This is a genomic window from Cellulomonas sp. NPDC058312 (assembly GCF_042880135.1).
In the GTDB taxonomy this organism is placed as follows: domain Bacteria; phylum Actinomycetota; class Actinomycetes; order Actinomycetales; family Cellulomonadaceae; genus Cellulomonas.
In genome coordinates, this window is record NZ_JBHVZE010000001.1 from 501,758 (window position 1) to 518,090 (window position 16,333).

15 protein-coding genes are annotated in these 16,333 nt (G+C 74.4%); 5 read left to right on the plus strand and 10 right to left on the minus strand.

Features of this window, described 5'->3' with window-relative positions:
* Nucleotides 1-16 precede the first annotated feature (16 nt).
* Genes ACFVXN_RS02305 through rfbC form a run of 6 tightly spaced genes read right to left on the minus strand, consistent with a single transcriptional unit; the run spans nt 17 to nt 5,070 of the window.
* Nucleotides 17-1,039, minus strand: coding sequence for a glycosyltransferase family 2 protein (locus ACFVXN_RS02305; protein ID WP_389226619.1), 1,023 nt, complete (start codon nt 1,037-1,039; stop codon nt 17-19).
* The gene (locus ACFVXN_RS02310) at nt 1,039-2,388 is read right to left on the minus strand and encodes a hypothetical protein (RefSeq protein ID WP_389226622.1); all 1,350 of its coding nucleotides are present in this window, start codon (nt 2,386-2,388) and stop codon (nt 1,039-1,041) included. The genes ACFVXN_RS02305 and ACFVXN_RS02310 overlap by 1 nt, the downstream gene beginning before the upstream one ends.
* Entirely contained in the window at nt 2,385-2,765 is a 381-nt protein-coding gene (locus ACFVXN_RS02315; RefSeq protein WP_389226625.1) for a DUF2304 domain-containing protein, read from the minus strand. The genes ACFVXN_RS02310 and ACFVXN_RS02315 overlap by 4 nt, the downstream gene beginning before the upstream one ends.
* A complete protein-coding gene (locus ACFVXN_RS02320) occupies nt 2,762-3,502 on the minus strand; it encodes a glycosyltransferase family 2 protein (protein ID WP_389226628.1) in 741 nt (246 codons plus the stop codon). Before ACFVXN_RS02320 ends, ACFVXN_RS02315 begins: the two co-directional genes overlap by 4 nt.
* A 10-nt stretch (nt 3,503-3,512) precedes the next feature.
* Nucleotides 3,513-4,460, minus strand: coding sequence for a glycosyltransferase family 2 protein (locus ACFVXN_RS02325; protein WP_389226631.1), 948 nt, complete (start codon nt 4,458-4,460; stop codon nt 3,513-3,515).
* Entirely contained in the window at nt 4,453-5,070 is a 618-nt protein-coding gene (gene rfbC, locus ACFVXN_RS02330; RefSeq protein ID WP_389226634.1) for a dTDP-4-dehydrorhamnose 3,5-epimerase, read from the minus strand. Before rfbC ends, ACFVXN_RS02325 begins: the two co-directional genes overlap by 8 nt.
* Before the next feature lie 106 nt (nt 5,071-5,176).
* Here rfbC and rfbD point away from each other — a divergent pair, with 106 nt between their 5' ends.
* Both rfbD and pseI read left to right on the plus strand, forming a co-directional pair.
* Nucleotides 5,177-6,022, plus strand: coding sequence for a dTDP-4-dehydrorhamnose reductase (gene rfbD, locus ACFVXN_RS02335; protein ID WP_389226637.1), 846 nt, complete (start codon nt 5,177-5,179; stop codon nt 6,020-6,022).
* The gene (gene pseI, locus ACFVXN_RS02340; protein WP_389226640.1) at nt 6,022-7,077 is read left to right on the plus strand and encodes a pseudaminic acid synthase; all 1,056 of its coding nucleotides are present in this window, start codon (nt 6,022-6,024) and stop codon (nt 7,075-7,077) included. The genes rfbD and pseI overlap by 1 nt, the downstream gene beginning before the upstream one ends.
* Nucleotides 7,078-7,161: 84 nt before the next feature.
* Here pseI and ACFVXN_RS02345 read toward each other — a convergent pair whose 3' ends face one another.
* Together ACFVXN_RS02345 and ACFVXN_RS02350 are read right to left on the minus strand one after the other, a co-directional pair.
* Nucleotides 7,162-8,607: a GNAT family N-acetyltransferase gene (locus tag ACFVXN_RS02345; protein WP_389226643.1), complete on the minus strand. Its 1,446-nt coding sequence runs from the start codon at nt 8,605-8,607 to the stop codon at nt 7,162-7,164.
* Nucleotides 8,607-9,362: a cytidylyltransferase domain-containing protein gene (locus tag ACFVXN_RS02350; RefSeq protein ID WP_389226646.1), complete on the minus strand. Its 756-nt coding sequence runs from the start codon at nt 9,360-9,362 to the stop codon at nt 8,607-8,609. The genes ACFVXN_RS02345 and ACFVXN_RS02350 overlap by 1 nt, the downstream gene beginning before the upstream one ends.
* An 82-nt stretch (nt 9,363-9,444) precedes the next feature.
* On the opposite strand from ACFVXN_RS02350, the gene pseB reads away from it, so the two are divergent.
* The 3 genes from pseB to ACFVXN_RS02365 are packed head-to-tail and all read left to right on the plus strand — an operon-like array spanning nt 9,445 to nt 13,014.
* Entirely contained in the window at nt 9,445-10,428 is a 984-nt protein-coding gene (gene pseB, locus ACFVXN_RS02355; RefSeq protein ID WP_389226649.1) for a UDP-N-acetylglucosamine 4,6-dehydratase (inverting), read from the plus strand.
* A gap of 11 nt (nt 10,429-10,439) precedes the next feature.
* On the plus strand, nt 10,440-11,570 hold the full coding sequence (gene pseC, locus ACFVXN_RS02360; RefSeq protein WP_389226652.1) for a UDP-4-amino-4,6-dideoxy-N-acetyl-beta-L-altrosamine transaminase: 1,131 nt from the start codon (nt 10,440-10,442) through the stop codon (nt 11,568-11,570).
* 7 nt (nt 11,571-11,577) lie between these two features.
* Nucleotides 11,578-13,014, plus strand: a complete 1,437-nt coding sequence (locus tag ACFVXN_RS02365; protein WP_389226655.1) for a lipopolysaccharide biosynthesis protein — start codon at nt 11,578-11,580, stop codon at nt 13,012-13,014.
* On the opposite strand, the gene ACFVXN_RS02370 is transcribed toward ACFVXN_RS02365, so the two are convergent.
* Both ACFVXN_RS02370 and ACFVXN_RS02375 read right to left on the minus strand, forming a co-directional pair.
* Nucleotides 12,999-15,347, minus strand: coding sequence for a hypothetical protein (locus ACFVXN_RS02370; RefSeq protein WP_389226658.1), 2,349 nt, complete (start codon nt 15,345-15,347; stop codon nt 12,999-13,001). The two genes, ACFVXN_RS02365 and ACFVXN_RS02370, sit on opposite strands and share 16 nt — an antisense overlap.
* Nucleotides 15,344-16,309 carry a glycosyltransferase family 2 protein gene (locus ACFVXN_RS02375; protein WP_389226661.1) on the minus strand — a complete coding sequence of 322 codons (966 nt, stop codon included), beginning with the start codon at nt 16,307-16,309 and terminating at the stop codon, nt 15,344-15,346. Before ACFVXN_RS02375 ends, ACFVXN_RS02370 begins: the two co-directional genes overlap by 4 nt.
* Between the last annotated feature and the right edge of the window lie 24 nt (nt 16,310-16,333).

Genomic DNA, 16,333 nt, shown 5'->3' on the forward strand with positions numbered 1-16,333 from the left:
TGCGGGCGCAAGGGGTTCACAGCAGGCGGCGCGCGAGCCGCCAGTACGCCGCGAGGGCTGCCTGCAGCAGGCCGCCGCCCGGAGGCAGCGGGAACTGCGCCGGGTCGAACCGGGTGCCGAGCAGGTGCGCGAGCTCACGGTCCGGGACGGTCCGGGCGGCCTGGACCGTGCGCCGCCGCTCGCGGACCCAGCCCAGGTGGCGCATGATCCACCGCCAGCCCGCGATCTTCTGGCGTCCCCAGCCCTGCGACGCGGCGATCAGCGTGATCGCCGCCTCGAACGCGAGCAGGGGGAGCGCGAGCAGCGCCAGCGTCCGGCCCGAGTGGCACGTGGCGAGGAAGAGCAGGCGGTTGCGCTCGACGAGGTACATCTTGAGCGGCGTCCGGCTGAACTCGTAGTAGTGCCTGGCCCGGGCGGTCGGGACGTAGCGGACCCGGAGCCCGCGCTGCCAGGTGCGCCAGCTGAGCTCGAGGTCCTCCAGGTACGCGAAGTACTCCTCGGGGAACCCGCCGAGCTCGGCCCAGGTGGACGCGCGGGCAGCCATGAGGGCGCCCGTGGTGGACGCGATGTCCGTCGGTGTCCGGTGCGCCGCCGCGGGCTCGCCCATGTGCCCCGCCCACGACAGCCCGAGGACGTGCACCGGGTTCCCCACCGAGTTCACCGTCTCCGGATCGGCTCCGAGCGTCACCAGGCCGCAGACCAGCCCGGTGCTGGGGTCGTCGAGGGCCTCGGCCAGGGCGCGCAGAGCGCCCGGTTCGACGACCGCGTCGGAGTTCACCAGGGCGAGGACCGGCGCGGTCGCCTCACGAGCACCGAGGTCGACCCCTCCGGTGAAACCGAGGTTCCGGTCCGGGGTGATCACGCGCAGCCGCGGGTCGGCGGGCAGCTCCGCGACCGCGTCGGTGGTGCACCCGTTGTCGACCAGCAGCAGCTCGACGTCGACGCCGTCCGACGCGAGCACGGCCGCGACCGCCTCCCGGAGGTACGGTTCCGGCCCGAAGGCGAGCATGATCGCGCAGACGTGCCGACGCGGCGTCATCAGGAGGACTCCTCGGAGATGTGGCCGGACCCGACGGTCCCGGCGAGGGGCGTGTCGTGGACGGTGGGCTGCGCGGCGCGCGCCCCGGTCCAGTCCGTCAGCGCGTGCCGCAGCGCCACCGCGGCGACCAGCAGCGCCGCTCCGGACCCGGCGGTGAGCGCGAGCGACACCCGCATCGCGAGGTCGAGGGACGGGATCAGCGCGAGGAGCAGCCCCGCGAGCCCGGCGCACCAGACGGCGATCGCCAGCGCGTCGCGACCGCGCGCGAGCAGCGCCTGGACCAGCACCTGCACCACCATGAACAGGACCGCGGAGACGGCCAGCACCACCATGACCCCCCGCTCGACGTCGAACCCGGGACCGAAGAGCAGGCGCACGGCCCGGGGACCGACCAGGGCGGTCGCGCCGATACCGAGCGCTCCGATGCCGCTGGTCAGCAGCACGGCCGTCCGGAGCGAGGCGACGAACGAGACGCGCTCGTCCCGCGCGACGTGCGCGGCCAGCTTGGGCAGGAACACCGCCTGGACCGCGGCGAACAGGAACAGGGGGATCCGCGCCACGGTGAGGGCGTTGACGAGCTGTCCGGTGGTCTCGGACTCACCGGGCGACGCCAGCAGCTGAGCGGCGACGGGACCGGCGTTGGCGAGGAGCTGCGAGGCCAACGACGCGGCGACCAGCGCCCGCATGCCCACGGCCGCGCGCGGCGCCCGGGGGGCGCGCTCCAGGAGCGGACCGGACCGCAGGAGCGCGGCCGCGGTCGAGACCAGGGGCGCGGCGGCCAGCACGGCACCGAACGCGACCGGCGACCGCACGTCGAGCGCCGTCAGGACGAGGACGCCGGCGATGCGCAGGCCGCCGTCGAGGGCGAGCTGGACGCCGTAGCGCGGGAACCGGCCGGTCCCGCCGAGCACGCCGCGGGCCAGGTAGGCGACCGCCATGCCGAGCAGCGCCGCGGCGAACAGCGCGGTCATCCCGCGCACGCCCTCGAACAGGGCATCCCGGAACCACCGGTTGCCGACGAGCAGCACGACCGCGACCACCGCCAAGGAGCCCGCGGCGTAGAGCGTGGGCCCGCGGACGGCACCCGCCGTCGCGAGACCGCGGGAGCGCAGCCCCGACACCGCGCGCGAGGTCTCCTGCTCGACCGGCAGGTAGAGGCCGATGCCGATCGCGTTCAGCAGGGTCCAGAGCAGTGCCAGAGCGGTGTAGCCGGGCCCGTCGCCGAGCGCCTGGGCGCAGAGCGCCAGGAACGCGAACGACGCGAGGCCGTAGACGCCGATCCCGGCGCCGACCCACAGGACCCCCGCGCCGAACCCGCCCGCTCGGGAGGTGGCCGGCGACCCGGTCACCTCGGTTCGTCCCCGTGCACGTCCGCGGGGAGCTGGTGGCCCTCGACGACGTCGAGCCGACGCGCGAGCAGAGCGATCTCCTCGGCGAGCGTCCTGGTCTCCTCCTCGAGCTGTGACACCTCGGTGCTCAGCTGGATGCAGACCAGCAGGAGCACGACGATGCTCGTCGCGAACAGCAGGTTGGACGGGGTCTCGACCCCGACGGCCTCGGCGAGCCGCGTCAGGACGGTCGGGAAGGCGCCGAGCACGAGGATCGCCGCGAGGACGACGAGCCAGATGGCGGCGTACTTCTCGCGCAGGCGGCGGGCGCGCAGGAGGTACGCGATCGCGAGGAACGCGATGGCGCACAGGCCGAGGGCGAAGGGGTACCCGGTCACGACGGTGTCCTCGATGCGGGGTGGGCGGGGCGACTGAGCGCGACGACGAGCGCCAGGAACGCGCGGAGCAGGAAGATGCCGGCCTTCACCGGGCTGTGCGAGGGCTCGCCACCGGCGCGGGGGCGCATCGACACGCCCTCCTGGCGCACGCGCAGGCCGGCGCGGTGGGCGATGACCAGCGACTCGACCGTGTCGCCGAGGTACTCCGCGGGGTAGTCGCGCGCGAACAGGGCCACGGCGCGCGGTCCGGCGGCCTTGAAGCCGGACGTCGTGTCCGTCAGCTTCGTGCGCAGGAGCCGGGACAGGACCGTCGACAGGCCGCGCATCGCCCAGCGGCGGGGGCCTCTCGACTGGTAGGTGCCGGTCCCGGCGAACCTCGCGCCGATGGCGATGTCCGCGTCCTCGGCGTCCAGCAGGGCCAGCAGCCGGCTGACGTCGCGCGGGTCGTGCTGGCCGTCGGCGTCCAGCTGCACGACGACGTCGTACCCGGTGCGCAGGGCGTACTTGTAGCCGGCGCGCATGGCTCCGCCGACCCCCAGGTTCACCGGCAGGTCCAGCACCGCGACGCCGCACTCCCGCGCGACCTGCGAGGTCGCGTCCGTGGATCCGTCGTTGACGACGAGGACATCGGTGCCCGGGCTGAACTCCCGCACCTCTGCGAGGACGCCGGGGAGGGCTACCTGCTCGTTCCACGCGGGGATCACGATCAGCGCCCGGTGCGCGCTACGGCTCGACACCTGCGGCACTCTAGCCCACCGCCTTCGGCCCGGAGGGCGGCGGCGCGAGGGGACCCGTGCGACCTCGTGCGCCGTCGAGCAGGCCGCGCAGCAGCAGCCGGGCGCGCGCGAGGCGCGGGTTCACCGTGAGGACGTAGAACACCGTGTACTTGGTGATCCAGGCGAGGTACCCGACCTGCCAGGTCCGGCTCAGCAGGCCGGAGCGGACGAGGAGCACCGTGTTGCGCGCCATGTAGTAGTTCCGGACGGGGGAGTGGATGTGCACGTCCCGTTCACGTCCGGGGATGCGCTGGACCCGGTCACCCAGCGAGTGGGCGAGACGCGCGCCCACGACGCCGTACGAGCCGTAGCCCGCACGGCGAGCACGCAGCCCCCACTCGAGGTCGATGTGGTCGATGAACCACGCCTCGTTCATCCCGCCGACCTCGTCGAGCACCGCCAGGTCGACCAGGCACCCCGACGCGATGAGGAAGGTCGCGGGCACCAGCGCCCGGTCCTGTGCGGGCACCTCGGCGCGCCGGGGCCCCCAGCGGTGGTCGGAGAACAGCAGGGTGGCCCCCGCGTTGCGCTCGTCGACCGTCACCGGTCCGACCGCCGCGACCCGGCCGTGCTCGGCGCGCGCCCGGTCCAGGCCGTCGCGCAGCCGCGCGACCATGTCGTGCTCGGGGACCGAGTCCTGGTCGGAGAGCAGCACGGCCGTGGCCCCCAGACCGCGGGCCCGCTCGACGCCCAGGTTCTGGGCCCGGGCGATCCCGACGTTGGCGCCCAGGGGCACGACCTCGCCGCCCAGGTGCTCGACCTCGGCCCGCAGCGCGGCGACGGCGCCGGCCCCGCTGCCGTTGTCGACGAGCACGACGGAGTCGACCTGGGGAGCCAGGGCCCGCAGCAGCACGGTCGTCGCCTCGACGTCCGGCTGGTAGGTGACGACGACGGCGACGACGCCCGTCGGTTCAGCCACGCAGCGACGCCAGGTAGGCCTCGACGTCCGCGTACCGGGGCAGCAGCCCCTCGGTGGCGGCCTGCTCGAGCGAGGGAGCGGCGGTGTCCTTCTCCGAGAGCTGCGGCGTGATCGGGGAGCCGTCGCGTGCCGTGGTGGGCCAGTCGATGCCGACCGTGGGGTCGAGCGGGTGGATCCCGTGCTCGCGGCCCGGTGCGTAGCCCGACGAGCACAGGTACAGCACGGTGGAGTCGTCCTCGAGCGACATGAACGCGTGGCCCAGGCCCTCGGGAAGGTAGATCGCCCGGCGGTCGACGTCGTCGAGCAGCACCGAGTCCCACTGCCCGTAGGTGGGCGAGCCGACCCGGATGTCCACGACGACGTCCAGCACGGCGCCGCGGGCGCAGGTCACGTACTTCGCCTGGCCCGGGGGGACGTCCGCGAAGTGGATCCCGCGGAGCACCCCGGCCGCGGAGACGGAGAGGTTGGCCTGCTGCAGGTCGAACGCGTGCCCCGCCGCGTCACCGAACGGTGCGGACTTGAACCACTCGAGGAACACCCCGCGCGGGTCGCCGAACTGCTTCGGGGTGATCTCCCACGCCCCGGGGACGGCGAGCTCGCGGTACTCCACGGTGGTTCTCCTTCGGTCGGTGCGCGCGGCTCGCGCAGCGGCGACCAGCCTACCGGGGCCGACTAGGCTGGCGGCCGGACGGCTGTCGAGACGAGATGGGGATGTTGTGCGCTGGTTGGTGACGGGGGCCCGCGGCATGCTGGGTCAGGACCTGGTCGCGCGGGTGCGGGAGGGCGGGCACGACGTGGTCGCCCTCGACCGCGACGAGCTCGACATCACGGACGGTGCCGCCGTCCTGGACGCCGTCGCCGGGTACGACGTGGTGGCGAACTGCGCCGCGTGGACCGCGGTGGACGACGCCGAGACCCGGGAGGGCGACGCGTTCGCCGTCAACGCCGTCGGCCCGCAGTCGCTGGCCCGTGCGGCGGACCGGCACGGCGCGCGGCTCGTGCAGGTGTCGACGGACTACGTGTTCGACGGCCACGCCACGGCCCCCTACGCGGAGGACGGGTTCGCCGCCCCCCGGTCGGCGTACGGCCGCACGAAGCTCGCCGGCGAGTGGGCGGTCCGCGCCGAGGCGCCCGACCACCTCATCCTGCGCACGGCGTGGCTCTACGGGGCCGGTGGCGGCTGCTTCCCGAAGACGATCGCGCGGGTCGCGGCGGACAAGGGCGGCCTGGACGTGGTCGAGGACCAGGTCGGGCAGCCGACCTGGACGGTCGACGTCGCGGACCTCGCGGTGCGCCTCGTCGAGGCGCGGGCGGCGTCGGGGACCTACCACGCGACCTCGTCCGGTCTGACGTCGTGGTTCGGGTTCGCGCGCGAGGTCGTCGCCGCCGCGGGGCTCGACCCCGAGATCGTGCGACCGACCACCAGTGCGGGCTTCGTGCGACCGGCGCCCCGCCCGGCGTACTCGGTCCTCGGTCACGACGCGCTCCGCGCGGCGGGTGTCGAGCCGATCGGTGACTGGCAGCAGCGGTGGACGACCGCCGCGACGGAGGTGCTCCGCTGATGTCGGACCGTTCGATCCACGTCGGGGCGCACACCGTCGACGCCCACCACCGCCCGTTCGTCGTGGCGGAGATGTCCGGCAACCACAACGGGGACCTCGGGCGGGCGCTCGCGATCGTCGACGCCGTGGCGGAGTCGGGTGCCCAGGCGCTGAAGCTGCAGACGTACCGGGCCGACACGATCACGATCGACGCGGACGGTCCGGCGTTCCGGGTGTCGCAGGGGCACGAGCTGTGGGGCGGCAAGAACCTCTACCAGCTCTACGAGGAGGCGCACACCCCCTGGGAGTGGCACGCCCCGATCTTCGAGCGGGCGCGCGAGCACGGCCTGGTGCCGTTCTCGAGCCCCTTCGACGGCACGGCGGTCGACCTGCTCGAGGGCCTCGACGTCGAGCTCTACAAGATCGCCTCGCTGGAGATCGGCGACCTCGCGCTGCTGCGCCGGGTGGCCCGGACAGGCAAGCCCGTGGTGATCTCGACGGGTGCCGCCTCGGTCTCCGACGTCGACACGGCGGTCCGGACCATCCGCGCCGAGGGCAACGACCAGGTCGTCGTCCTGGCGTGCACGTCCTCCTACCCGGCGTCGCCCACGGAGTCGAACCTCCGGTCGATCCCCGTCATCCGGGACACGTTCGACGTGGTCGTGGGCCTGTCCGACCACACCAAGGGGATCGGCGCCGCCGTGGCCGGTGTCGCGCTCGGCGCGTGCCTCATCGAGAAGCACGTGACGCTCGCCCGAGACGACGGCGGCGTGGACTCGGACTTCTCCCTGGAGCCGCACGAGCTCGCCGCGCTGGCGACCGAGACCGAGGTCGCCTGGCAGGCGCTCGGGGAGGTCCGGCTGGACCCGACGGCCGGCGAGGCGGAGAGCCGTCGGCTGCGGCGCTCGCTGTACGTGGTCGCCGACGTGCGCGCGGGCGACCGGGTGACGGAGGACAACGTGCGGTCGATCCGGCCCGCGGGCGGCCTCGAGCCGGTGCACCTGGACGTCGTGCTCGGCCGGACGTTCCGGGCGGACGCGGCCCGGGGGACCGCCCTCACCTGGGACCTCGTCTGACACGTCCCGTCCGGGTCCGTCCCGCGCCGCAGCCGCTCGCCGGGTGCTGCGGCGCGGGCGTCCTGGCGTCCGGCGGCGGGACGGTCAGCGGCCCTGTTTGACGAACGCGTCGAGCCCGTCGGGCGCGGACCGGTCCCGGCGCCGGTAGCCGGCAGCCTCGAACAGGCGGGCCGACGCCGTGTTCCCCGGCCGGACGCACGCGAGCACCGCCGGCGCAGTCCCCGCAGCGGCCCGCCACGTCGCCTCGGCGGCCGCGAGGACCTGCTCGGCGAGGCCGCGTCCGCGCGCCTCGGGAGCCAGCGTGATCGACACCTCCCACAGCGACGCGTCCTCGCGGTCGAACCGGACCGTGCCCACGGGCACACCGGTGCGCTCGACGACGAGCAGCACCCGGTCCGGGGCGGCGAGCACGCCGTCCAGCCACCGCAGGTGCGCCGCACGCGGCACCGGGTCCTGGTCGCGCGACGAGGCGCGGGTCGCCGGGTCGTTGCGCCAGCGGAGCAGCACGTCGGCGTCGGCGACGGACGCGGGACGGGCGACGACCACGGGCCGCCCCGACCCGGCCCACCAGGCGTCCAGCACCCGGTCGGCGCCGAGACCGTCGACCAGGGCCCGCCCGGCCGAGCGCAGGGCGTCCCGCCGGGCCGGGTCGGCGAGCAGGTCACGCAGGACGGCGACCGGTCCCTTGGCGAGCGACCGGACGGCGTCGACCGGGCCGAGCCCGACCGCGACACCGGCCCGGACCGCTCGCTCGTAGCCGGTGCGCTGGTTCTCCGTGACGGCGACGAGCGCGGTCGGTGCGCCGATGCAGGCGAGCTCCCACACCGACGTCCCGGCGGCGCTCAGCACCACGTCCGCGGTGGCGGCGAGCGCGGGGAGGTCGTCCTGGGGGCCGAGCACCTCGGCACCGGGCGCCTGCGCGCGCACCCGGTCGGCCGCGGCGCCGGTCGCGACGACCCGGACGCCCGCCGCGCCCGCGAGCTCCGCGACCCGTGCGGCCGCCGCCCCGACCCCGAACGCGTCGGTGCCCCCCATCACCACCAGGACGCCGGGCGCGACGGACCTGCCCGCCGCCGGACGCGTCGCACGCCGCGCGGCCCGCACGGAGTCCCGCAGGGGGGCGTACGCGACGCCGAGCAGGACCGTCCCGGACCCGTCGTCGGGCCGCGCGACGTGCTCGGCGCCGAGCGTCGAGTCCACGACGACGTCCGCGGGCCGCCGGCCGAACACGCCGTCCTCCATCGAGGACACGAGGGGCCCGTGGCCGCGCAGGTCGCCGTGCACCTCGTAGTGGTCCACGTGCAGCACGTCCGTACCGAGTGCCCGGACCGTGGCGGGGTCCAGGTCGCGGGCGGGTAGGACGGTCAGGCCCGCCGCGTCGACGAGCCGGCGCCCGAGCGGTGCGTCGACCGCGCCGAGCAGCGCGACCTCCCAGCCCCGCGCGCGAGCGGCCTCCGCCAGGGCGAGGTTGCGCACCAGGTGCCCGACGCCCGACCCGGTGCTCGCGTCGCTGCGCAGCAGGACCCGCATCAGGCCTCCTCGAGCGCCTTCTGCCGCACGTCGGCGTTCAGGGCCACGAGGTCGGGGCGGGACCGCAGCAGCGCGACCAGGGAGCGCCAGCTCGGCGGGGCGTCACCCAGCGCGGTGGCGACCGCGTCGAGCAGCGCCGCGTCCTGCGCGGTGTCGAGCGTGACACGCAGGTCGTGCGCGTCGGGCGCGACCACGAGGCCGAGGGTCCGGTACTCCCCGGGGGTCGCGTACAGCGCCGACGTGACGTGCACGCGGTGGTGGTCCCGCGCGACGGCGTCGGCCGTCGCGAGGGCGGCGGCGGAGACGAGCTCGACGTCGAGACCGCGGGGCAGCGTCCGCGCCAGCGTGGTGGCGACGTAGTCGAGGGCGGGGTCGGCCCGCCACGCCCCGACGACGGCGTCCACGAGGGCGGGGTCGAGCAGGGGGCAGTCGGCGGTCAGCCGGACCACCGCGTCCGCTCCCGTGACGTCCCGCGCGGCGACGAACCGGCTGAGGACGTCCAGCTCGGACCCGCGCACGACCCGGACGCCGAGCGAGCCCGCCAGGTCGGCCACGACGTCGTCGCCGGAGGCGGTGGACGTCGCGACGACGACCTCGTCGACGCCGGTCGCGGCCTGCGCCGCGCGGACCACCCAGCCGAGCACCGGCCGGCCCGCGAGCGGGAGCAGGACCTTGCCCGGCAGGCGCGAGGAGCCGGTGCGGGCCTGGACCACGGCGACGACGCGGGCGGGAGCGGCGGGAGAGGCAGAGCGCACCGTGCCATGATGCTCTATCGGGCGCACCGCGCCGCGCGGCCCGGCCGCGCTCACCCGCACCGACCGCTTGGAGCTCCACGGCATGTCTCTGCTCACCGGGTCCTCGATCCTCATCACCGGAGGCACGGGGTCCTTCGGCAAGGCGTTCATCCGGGAGGTGCTCGACCACCACGACCCGCGGCGCCTCGTGGTGTTCAGCCGGGACGAGCTCAAGCAGTACGAGGTCCGCCGCCAGTTCGGCGACGACCCCCGCCTGCGCTGGTTCATCGGGGACATCCGCGACCGCCAGCGGCTCGACCGCGCGATGCACGGCGTCGACCACGTGGTGCACGCCGCCGCGCTGAAGCAGGTGGACACGGCCGAGTACAACCCGTTCGAGTACGTGCAGACCAACGTCAACGGGTCGCAGAACATCATCGACGCCGCCATCGACGCGGGGGTGCGGAAGGTCGTGGCGCTGTCGACCGACAAGGCCTCCAGCCCGATCAACCTGTACGGCGCGACCAAGCTGTGCGCGGACCGGATGTTCGTGTCGGGCAACCACTACGCCGCCGCGTACGACACCCGGTTCTCCGTGGTGCGGTACGGCAACGTGATGGGCTCGCGCGGCTCGGTGATCCCGGTGTTCCGCCGGCTCGCCGAGGAGGGCGCGTCGCTGCCGATCACCGACCTGCGGATGACGCGGTTCTGGATCACACTGCCGCAGGCGGTGCAGTTCGTGCTCGACTCGTTCGAGATGATGACCGGCGGCGAGCTGTACGTGCCGCGCATCCCGAGCATGAAGGTCACCGACCTCGCCCAGGCCGTCGCGCCGGGGTCGGCGATGCACGAGATCGGGATCCGCCCGGGGGAGAAGCTCCACGAGGAGATGATCGCCCCCGACGACTCGCGCCGGACCGTGCGCCTGGGCGACCGCTACGTCGTGATGCCCTACGTCGGCGGCTGGGGCTACGAGACCCCGGCGGACGGCGTGCCCGTCGAGGACGGGTGGACGTACCGCTCGGACACCAACGACCTGTGGCTTGACCAGGACGAGCTGCGCGACATGGTCGCGCGGTTCGCCTGAGGGGGCCCGGGGTGCTGCCCTACGGCCGCCAGTCCATCGACGAGGCCGACGTCGAGGCCGTCGTCGCCGCGCTGCGCAGCGACTGGCTGACCACCGGTCCGGCGGTCGACGCGTTCGAGCAGGCGATCTCCGCGCACGTCGGCGGGGGCGCCGCCGTCAGCGTCACCTCGGGGACCGCGGCGCTGCACGTCGCGTACGCGGCGGCGGCGGTCGGCCCGGGTGACGAGGTCGTCACGACGCCGCTGACCTTCGTGGCGACCGCGGCGGCCGCCGCGCTGCACGGCGCCACCGTGGTGTTCGCGGACGTCGAGCCGGACACCGGGAACCTGGACGTCGAGGCGGCCCGCGCCGCGATCACGGACCGCACCCGCGTCGTGGCCGCCGTCGACTACGCGGGCCTGCCCGCGAGCCCCGACGCGTTCGCCGCGCTGGCCCACGAGCACGGCGCGCTGTTCCTCGAGGACGCGGCGCACTCCATCGGCTCCCTGTGGCAGGGGCGGCCGGTGGGGTCGTTCGCCGACCTCACGACGCTGTCGTTCTTCCCGACCAAGAACCTCACGACCGCGGAGGGCGGGGCGGTCGTCACGGCGGACGCCGAGCTCGAGCGGCGCGCTCGCGGGTTCAAGAACCACGGCCTCGTCCGCGACCGGGACCGGCAGCGGTTCCCCGACGAGGGTCCCTGGCACCAGGAGGTGCACGAGTTCGGCCTGAACTACCGCCTGCCGGACGTGCTCGCCGCCCTGGGGACGTCGCAGCTGCGCCGGCTCGAGGCGTTCCGGACCCGGCGCGCGGAGATCCACGCCCGCTACGACGAGGGCCTGCGCGACCTCGACGGCGTGCTCACCCCGGCGCACCGCGACGGTGCCGAGCCCGCCTGGCACCTCTACCCGCTGCGGGTGACCGGCGGCCGGCGGCGCGCGGTGTTCGAGAGCCTGCGGGCCGCGGGCATCGGCGTGCAGGTCAACTACATCCCCGCGTACTGGCACCCCGTGTTCGCGGACCTCGGGTACCGGCGCGGGATGTGCCCGAACGCCGAGGCGTACTACGAGCAGGAGATCTCCCTGCCGCTGTTCCCCGACCTCACCGACGCGCAGGTCGACCACGTCGTCGACGAGGTGCGTCGCGCGGTCGCGGGCCGCTGAGCCCGCGGTGACGGGGCCGGTCCCGGACGGCGACCCAGCACAGGCCTCCGCCACGCGCGCTGTCCTCGGCAGGGGATCGCTGTACACGATCGCCACGGCAGGACCGGCCCTGGCGTCGCTCGCCGTGATCCCGGTCGTGACCCGCCTGGTGCCGGTCGCCGAGTACGACCTGGTCGCCGTCGCGACCGTCGTCGTCCAGGTGGCGTTCATCCTCGTGGCCCTGGGTCTCGGCGCGGCGATCACCCGGCAGTACATCCTCGACGCAGACGGGGCCGCCGGCGCCCGGGGCGTCGTGATCGCGGGCGCGGTCCTCGCCTCCGTGGTGACCGCCGTCCTCGCGGCGACCGGACCGTGGTGGGCGCCGGCGCTGCTCGGCCGCCCCTTCACGACGGAGCTGCTGCTCGCCCTCGTCGCGGGCGCGGGTGGCGCGTGGATGGTGCTCTCACAGTCCTACCTTCGCGGCGCCGACCGGCCAGGCCCGTTCGTGGCGCTCGCGATCGGCGCGAGCGTGGTGGGGCCGGCGGCGGGCCTGGCAGCGGTCGCGGCGACCGAACGCACCGCGGTCGTCTACCTGAGCGGTGTGGTGGGTGGCTACCTGCTCGCCGGGGCCGCAGGTCTGGTTCTCGTGCTGCGGTCGGGGCGACCGCATCTCACCCGCCGTGGTGTCGTCGACGCGCTGCGCGTCGGAGCGCCGACCGTGCCCCACCAGGTGTCGCTGTACCTCGCGCTGGCCGGGCTCGTCGTGATCGCTGACCGGCTCCTGGGAGACGGTGGGAGAGCAAACGTCGCGCTGACGATCGGCGCGGGGGCGACTGTCGTCACGGCCGGTCTGAACAACGCGTGGGCGCCGGTCGTCTACCGCGCCGCGCCGGCGGACCGGGGGCGTGTGCTGGACGAGACCTCCCGGGTCATCGCGCTGGTGGCCGTCGTGCTCGCCGGAGGGGTCGCGCTGCTGGCGCCGTGGCTCGTGGCGGTCGCCGCTCCGGCCGCGTACCGGCCTGCCGACCTGGTGCCCGCCGTCGCCCTCGCCTGCGCTGCGGCGCTGCCCTCGGTGCTCTACCTGGCCAGCGGCCACCTCGTGTTCGCGCGAGGGCGGACTGCCTGGTTGGCGCTGAGCACCCCGATCGCTGTCGGGCTGGGGCTGGCTGCGGCCGCCGGGATCACCGCCGCCGCGGGGCTCGTCGGCGTCGGTGCGGGTTACCTCGTCGCCTACCTGCTGCTCGCCGTCGCGACGACGATGGTGCAGCGTCACGTCGCGGATCGTCCGTGGTGCCCGCCGTCGATGCTGGCGACGGTGCTGCTCTGGGTCGCCGCCACGGTCGCGGGCGCGCTGCTTCCGACGGCGGGCACGGGCGCGCTGGTCCGGGTGGGCGCGGCGGCTCTGCTGGGTGTCGGCGGCCTGCTCGGCGTGCGTCGGCTCGGCCGGCGTCAGTCGATCCGGTAGACCGCCGCGCCGTCGCTCTCGTGGACGAGCGTCGCGAACCGCCGGAGCTCGGGGCTCTCCGTCCCGACCGACCGGTCGACGAGCAGCCATCGCACGCCCCACCGGTCCGCGAGCAGCTGTACGGACGCCTCGTCCGGGTCGTCGAACACGGCCTCGTTCGCCTCGTACCGCTCGGTGTCCCAGAACGGACTCGTGCGGGTCTGACCCGGCCGGAATCCCTCCGGGTACGCCCATCCCTCGACCAGGACCCGTCGCTCGGTCAGGGCGGACACCCAGAAGTGACGCGTGTCGCAGGCGTCGGGAGGTCCGTAGCAGTGGGCGTTGGTCGCGATGACGTCGGAGGTCCCGGAGCTGTCGCGCACGACGAGCGCGGCAAGCGCCCCGTCATGGGGAATCGGGTAGCTCTCCCCAGGGCCCTGACCGTCACGCACGACCGAGACCGCCGCACGGACGACCTCGCCGGAGCGCTGGAGCAGCGAGCCTCCCGTGAGGACGAGGCTGAGCACGACAAGTCCGGCCGCGCCGGGCCGGACGAGGTTCGCCACGCCGAGCCCGTGCCTGCGCTGCACGACGTGCGCGCCGACGGCGCCGACGATGGCCAGTAGTGCGGCTCCCGACGCCAGCATGAGCCATGGGGTCGCCATCGCGACGTACGGGAACCCGGGGTCGGACGCCGGCGCCGGTCGTTCGAGGCCGTCGATCCGGCGGACCGCCCAGAGCAGCATCGCGCCCGCCAGGAGGGCCCCAGGGACGAGAGCCCGGACGCGGCGCGGCCAGTCCCGCATCGCGACGACCAGGCCCCACACGCTGAGCACTCCCAGCGCGGGCCACGCGGCGTAGAGGAAGTACAGCTGGCTGAGCCCGTTGGCCGTCGTGAGCAAGCAGGCGCCGATCCCGGCACCCGCGGTTCCTAGCAGCAGCCAGAACGCGGCGTCGCGCAGAATCTCGCGCCGCAGGAGCAGCAGCAGCCCCGCGCTGGAGCACAGCCACGCAGCCAGCGTCAGGGCGACGACCAGCGCGACGTCGCGCGCACTCGTGGGGTCGGCGACCGCCTGGGCAGCGGCGAACGCGCGGGTCGTGCCGAAAGGCGTGACGGTCAGGCTCCCCGACTGCCCCCCGAGGACGACGACGAGCAGCAGCGCAAAGCCCGCCGCACAGATGCCCAGGAGCGCGGCGCTCAGGCGGACCACCCCGGTGCGCAGGACCGCCGCGACGACGACGACGAGGGCGAGGGCTGCCACGGCGACCGGCAGGAACGTCGACTTCGACCCGCCGGCTCCCCACGCGAGCAGGGTGAACACTCCCAGGAGCGGGATGCGTCCGCGGAACCGGCCGTCACGGAGCAGTGCGACTGCCACGGTGAGCATCGCCAGGAAGAGCGCGATCCCGAACGTCTGGGTCGGGCTCCGGTACGTCGCGAAGTGCAGGAAGCCCGGGTTCTGGAAGCCGAAGGCGGTCCACCCGTAGACGTTCGCGGCAGACGAGAGGGTGACGACCGCGGCGGCCGCGGGTGCCGACCAGGCGCTCCCGCTCAGACGACGGGTCAGCACCCCGGTGAGCACGACCCCGAGTGACACCAGAGCGACCGGCATCAGCCGGTAGAGCAGCCAGGTGAGGTCGACCCCCGAGACATGCGCCGCCCCGGCCAGGTGCTCGTAGACGAACAGGTGGTAACGCAGGGGTTCATCGAGCAGATACGGGTAGACCAGAGGGTAGTGGGTGTCCACCCCTGCGGCGATCGCCTGGTGGAAGGGCAGGTCGACGTACACCGACCCGGGAACTCCACGGCTCCAGGGTCCGGACCCGTCGGCGTAGGCGACCGGGTTGGACGCGAGAGCGGTCCCCGCGAGCCAGACGGTCGCGCCCACGACGACCAGGGCCTGCACCCAGGCGGAGGCCGGCGTGGTAGTCGGTGCACCGGGCCGGGTCCAGGCGGCGGCACGCCAGCGTCGAGACAGCAGCGAGCCCATGAGGACCGCCACGGACCAGAGCCAGGACCAGCGCGTCAGGTGCAGTGGCGCGAGCGCGAACGCCAGCAGCACCTGGATCGCGAGACCGATCGCGGTGCCGAGGGCGACGTCCTCGACGAAGGAGACGGTGCGGCCCCGCACGGCTCGCCAGATGACCGTCCCGGGTAGCGCGACGGCGAGCGCGAGGTACGCCAGGTACATCAGGGAGACCGGGACAGGAGTGCCGTAGCGGTGCAGCACCAGCACCACCGCCGTGACGGCCGCCGCCGGTGGTAGGTACCGCGCTACAGCGCTCGCAGCGCTGTGGTCGGGTGCCGACCGGGTGCGCAGCTGCCGCCGGCCGACGGCAGCGGTTCCGGTCACGCCTCGTGACCCGGGGCCGGCTCCCCGCCGAGCCCGCTGTCGCGGCGCACGGCGTACGTGGGCTTGCCCATGCTGCGTGTGTGCAGCCGACCCAGGTACTCGCCGATCACCCCGAGCGAGAGCATCTGCGCCCCGGAGAAGAGGGCGACCATCGCGGCGATCGTGGTGAAGCCGGCGACGGTGGTCTCACCGGTGGCGAACTTCCAGACCACCACCGCGCCGAGCAGGACACCGAGCCCGGCGCAGAACCAGCCGAGCCAAGCCACCAGACGGAGGGGGACATTGCTGTAGCCGGTCACCATGTTCAGGGCGTGCCGGACGAGAGAGCGGAGGGTGTACGACGACGAGCCGATCTCGCGCTGGTCCATGCGGACGACCACCCGGTCGATGGACGTCGTGGCCCACGAGAGCAGGACGTCGAGCGAGCTGTACGGGTCATGCAGGTCCGTGAAGGCGTCGCGCAGCGAGGTCCGGAACGCGCGGAACGCGCTGACATCGTCGGCGCGCGGGACCCCGGCGAGCGCCAGCGTCCGCTTGACCAGTCGCGACGCCGCAGACCGGAGCACGCCGTGCTCTTCCTCCGCGGCGACCCCGTACACCAGGTCCACGTCGTCGGTCAGCCTGCTGAGCAGTGCACCGATCTGGTCAGCGCGGTGCTGCTGGTCGTCGTCCATGGTCACGACGGTGTCGAAGCGTGCCCGACGGATGCCGGCGAGCAGTGCGTTGTGCTGGCCGTAGTTCCGGCGCAGCTCGATCGTGCGGACGCGGTCCGGGTGCGCCCGCGCGATCTCGCGCGCAACACGCGCGGTGCTGTCCGGACTCCCGTCCACCACCAGCAGGACCTCGAAGTCCTCGACGGCACCGGCAGTGGTGGGTGTACCCAGCTGGGACAGGAGGTCGGAGACGACTGGTCCGATGGTGTCCTGCGACCGGTAGCAGGGGATCACGACGCTGACGTGCATCGCACCAGGATGCCGTATGCCGGC

Coding starts and splice junctions, on each gene's coding strand:
- ACFVXN_RS02305 (WP_389226619.1), bottom strand. CDS start 1,039: ATGACGCCGCGTCGGCACGTCTGCGCGATCATGCTCGCCTTCGGGCCG.
- pseI (WP_389226640.1), top strand. CDS start 6,022: ATGTCGGACCGTTCGATCCACGTCGGGGCGCACACCGTCGACGCCCAC.
- ACFVXN_RS02345 (WP_389226643.1), bottom strand. CDS start 8,607: ATGCGGGTCCTGCTGCGCAGCGACGCGAGCACCGGGTCGGGCGTCGGG.
- pseB (WP_389226649.1), top strand. CDS start 9,445: ATGTCTCTGCTCACCGGGTCCTCGATCCTCATCACCGGAGGCACGGGG.
- ACFVXN_RS02375 (WP_389226661.1), bottom strand. CDS start 16,309: ATGCACGTCAGCGTCGTGATCCCCTGCTACCGGTCGCAGGACACCATC.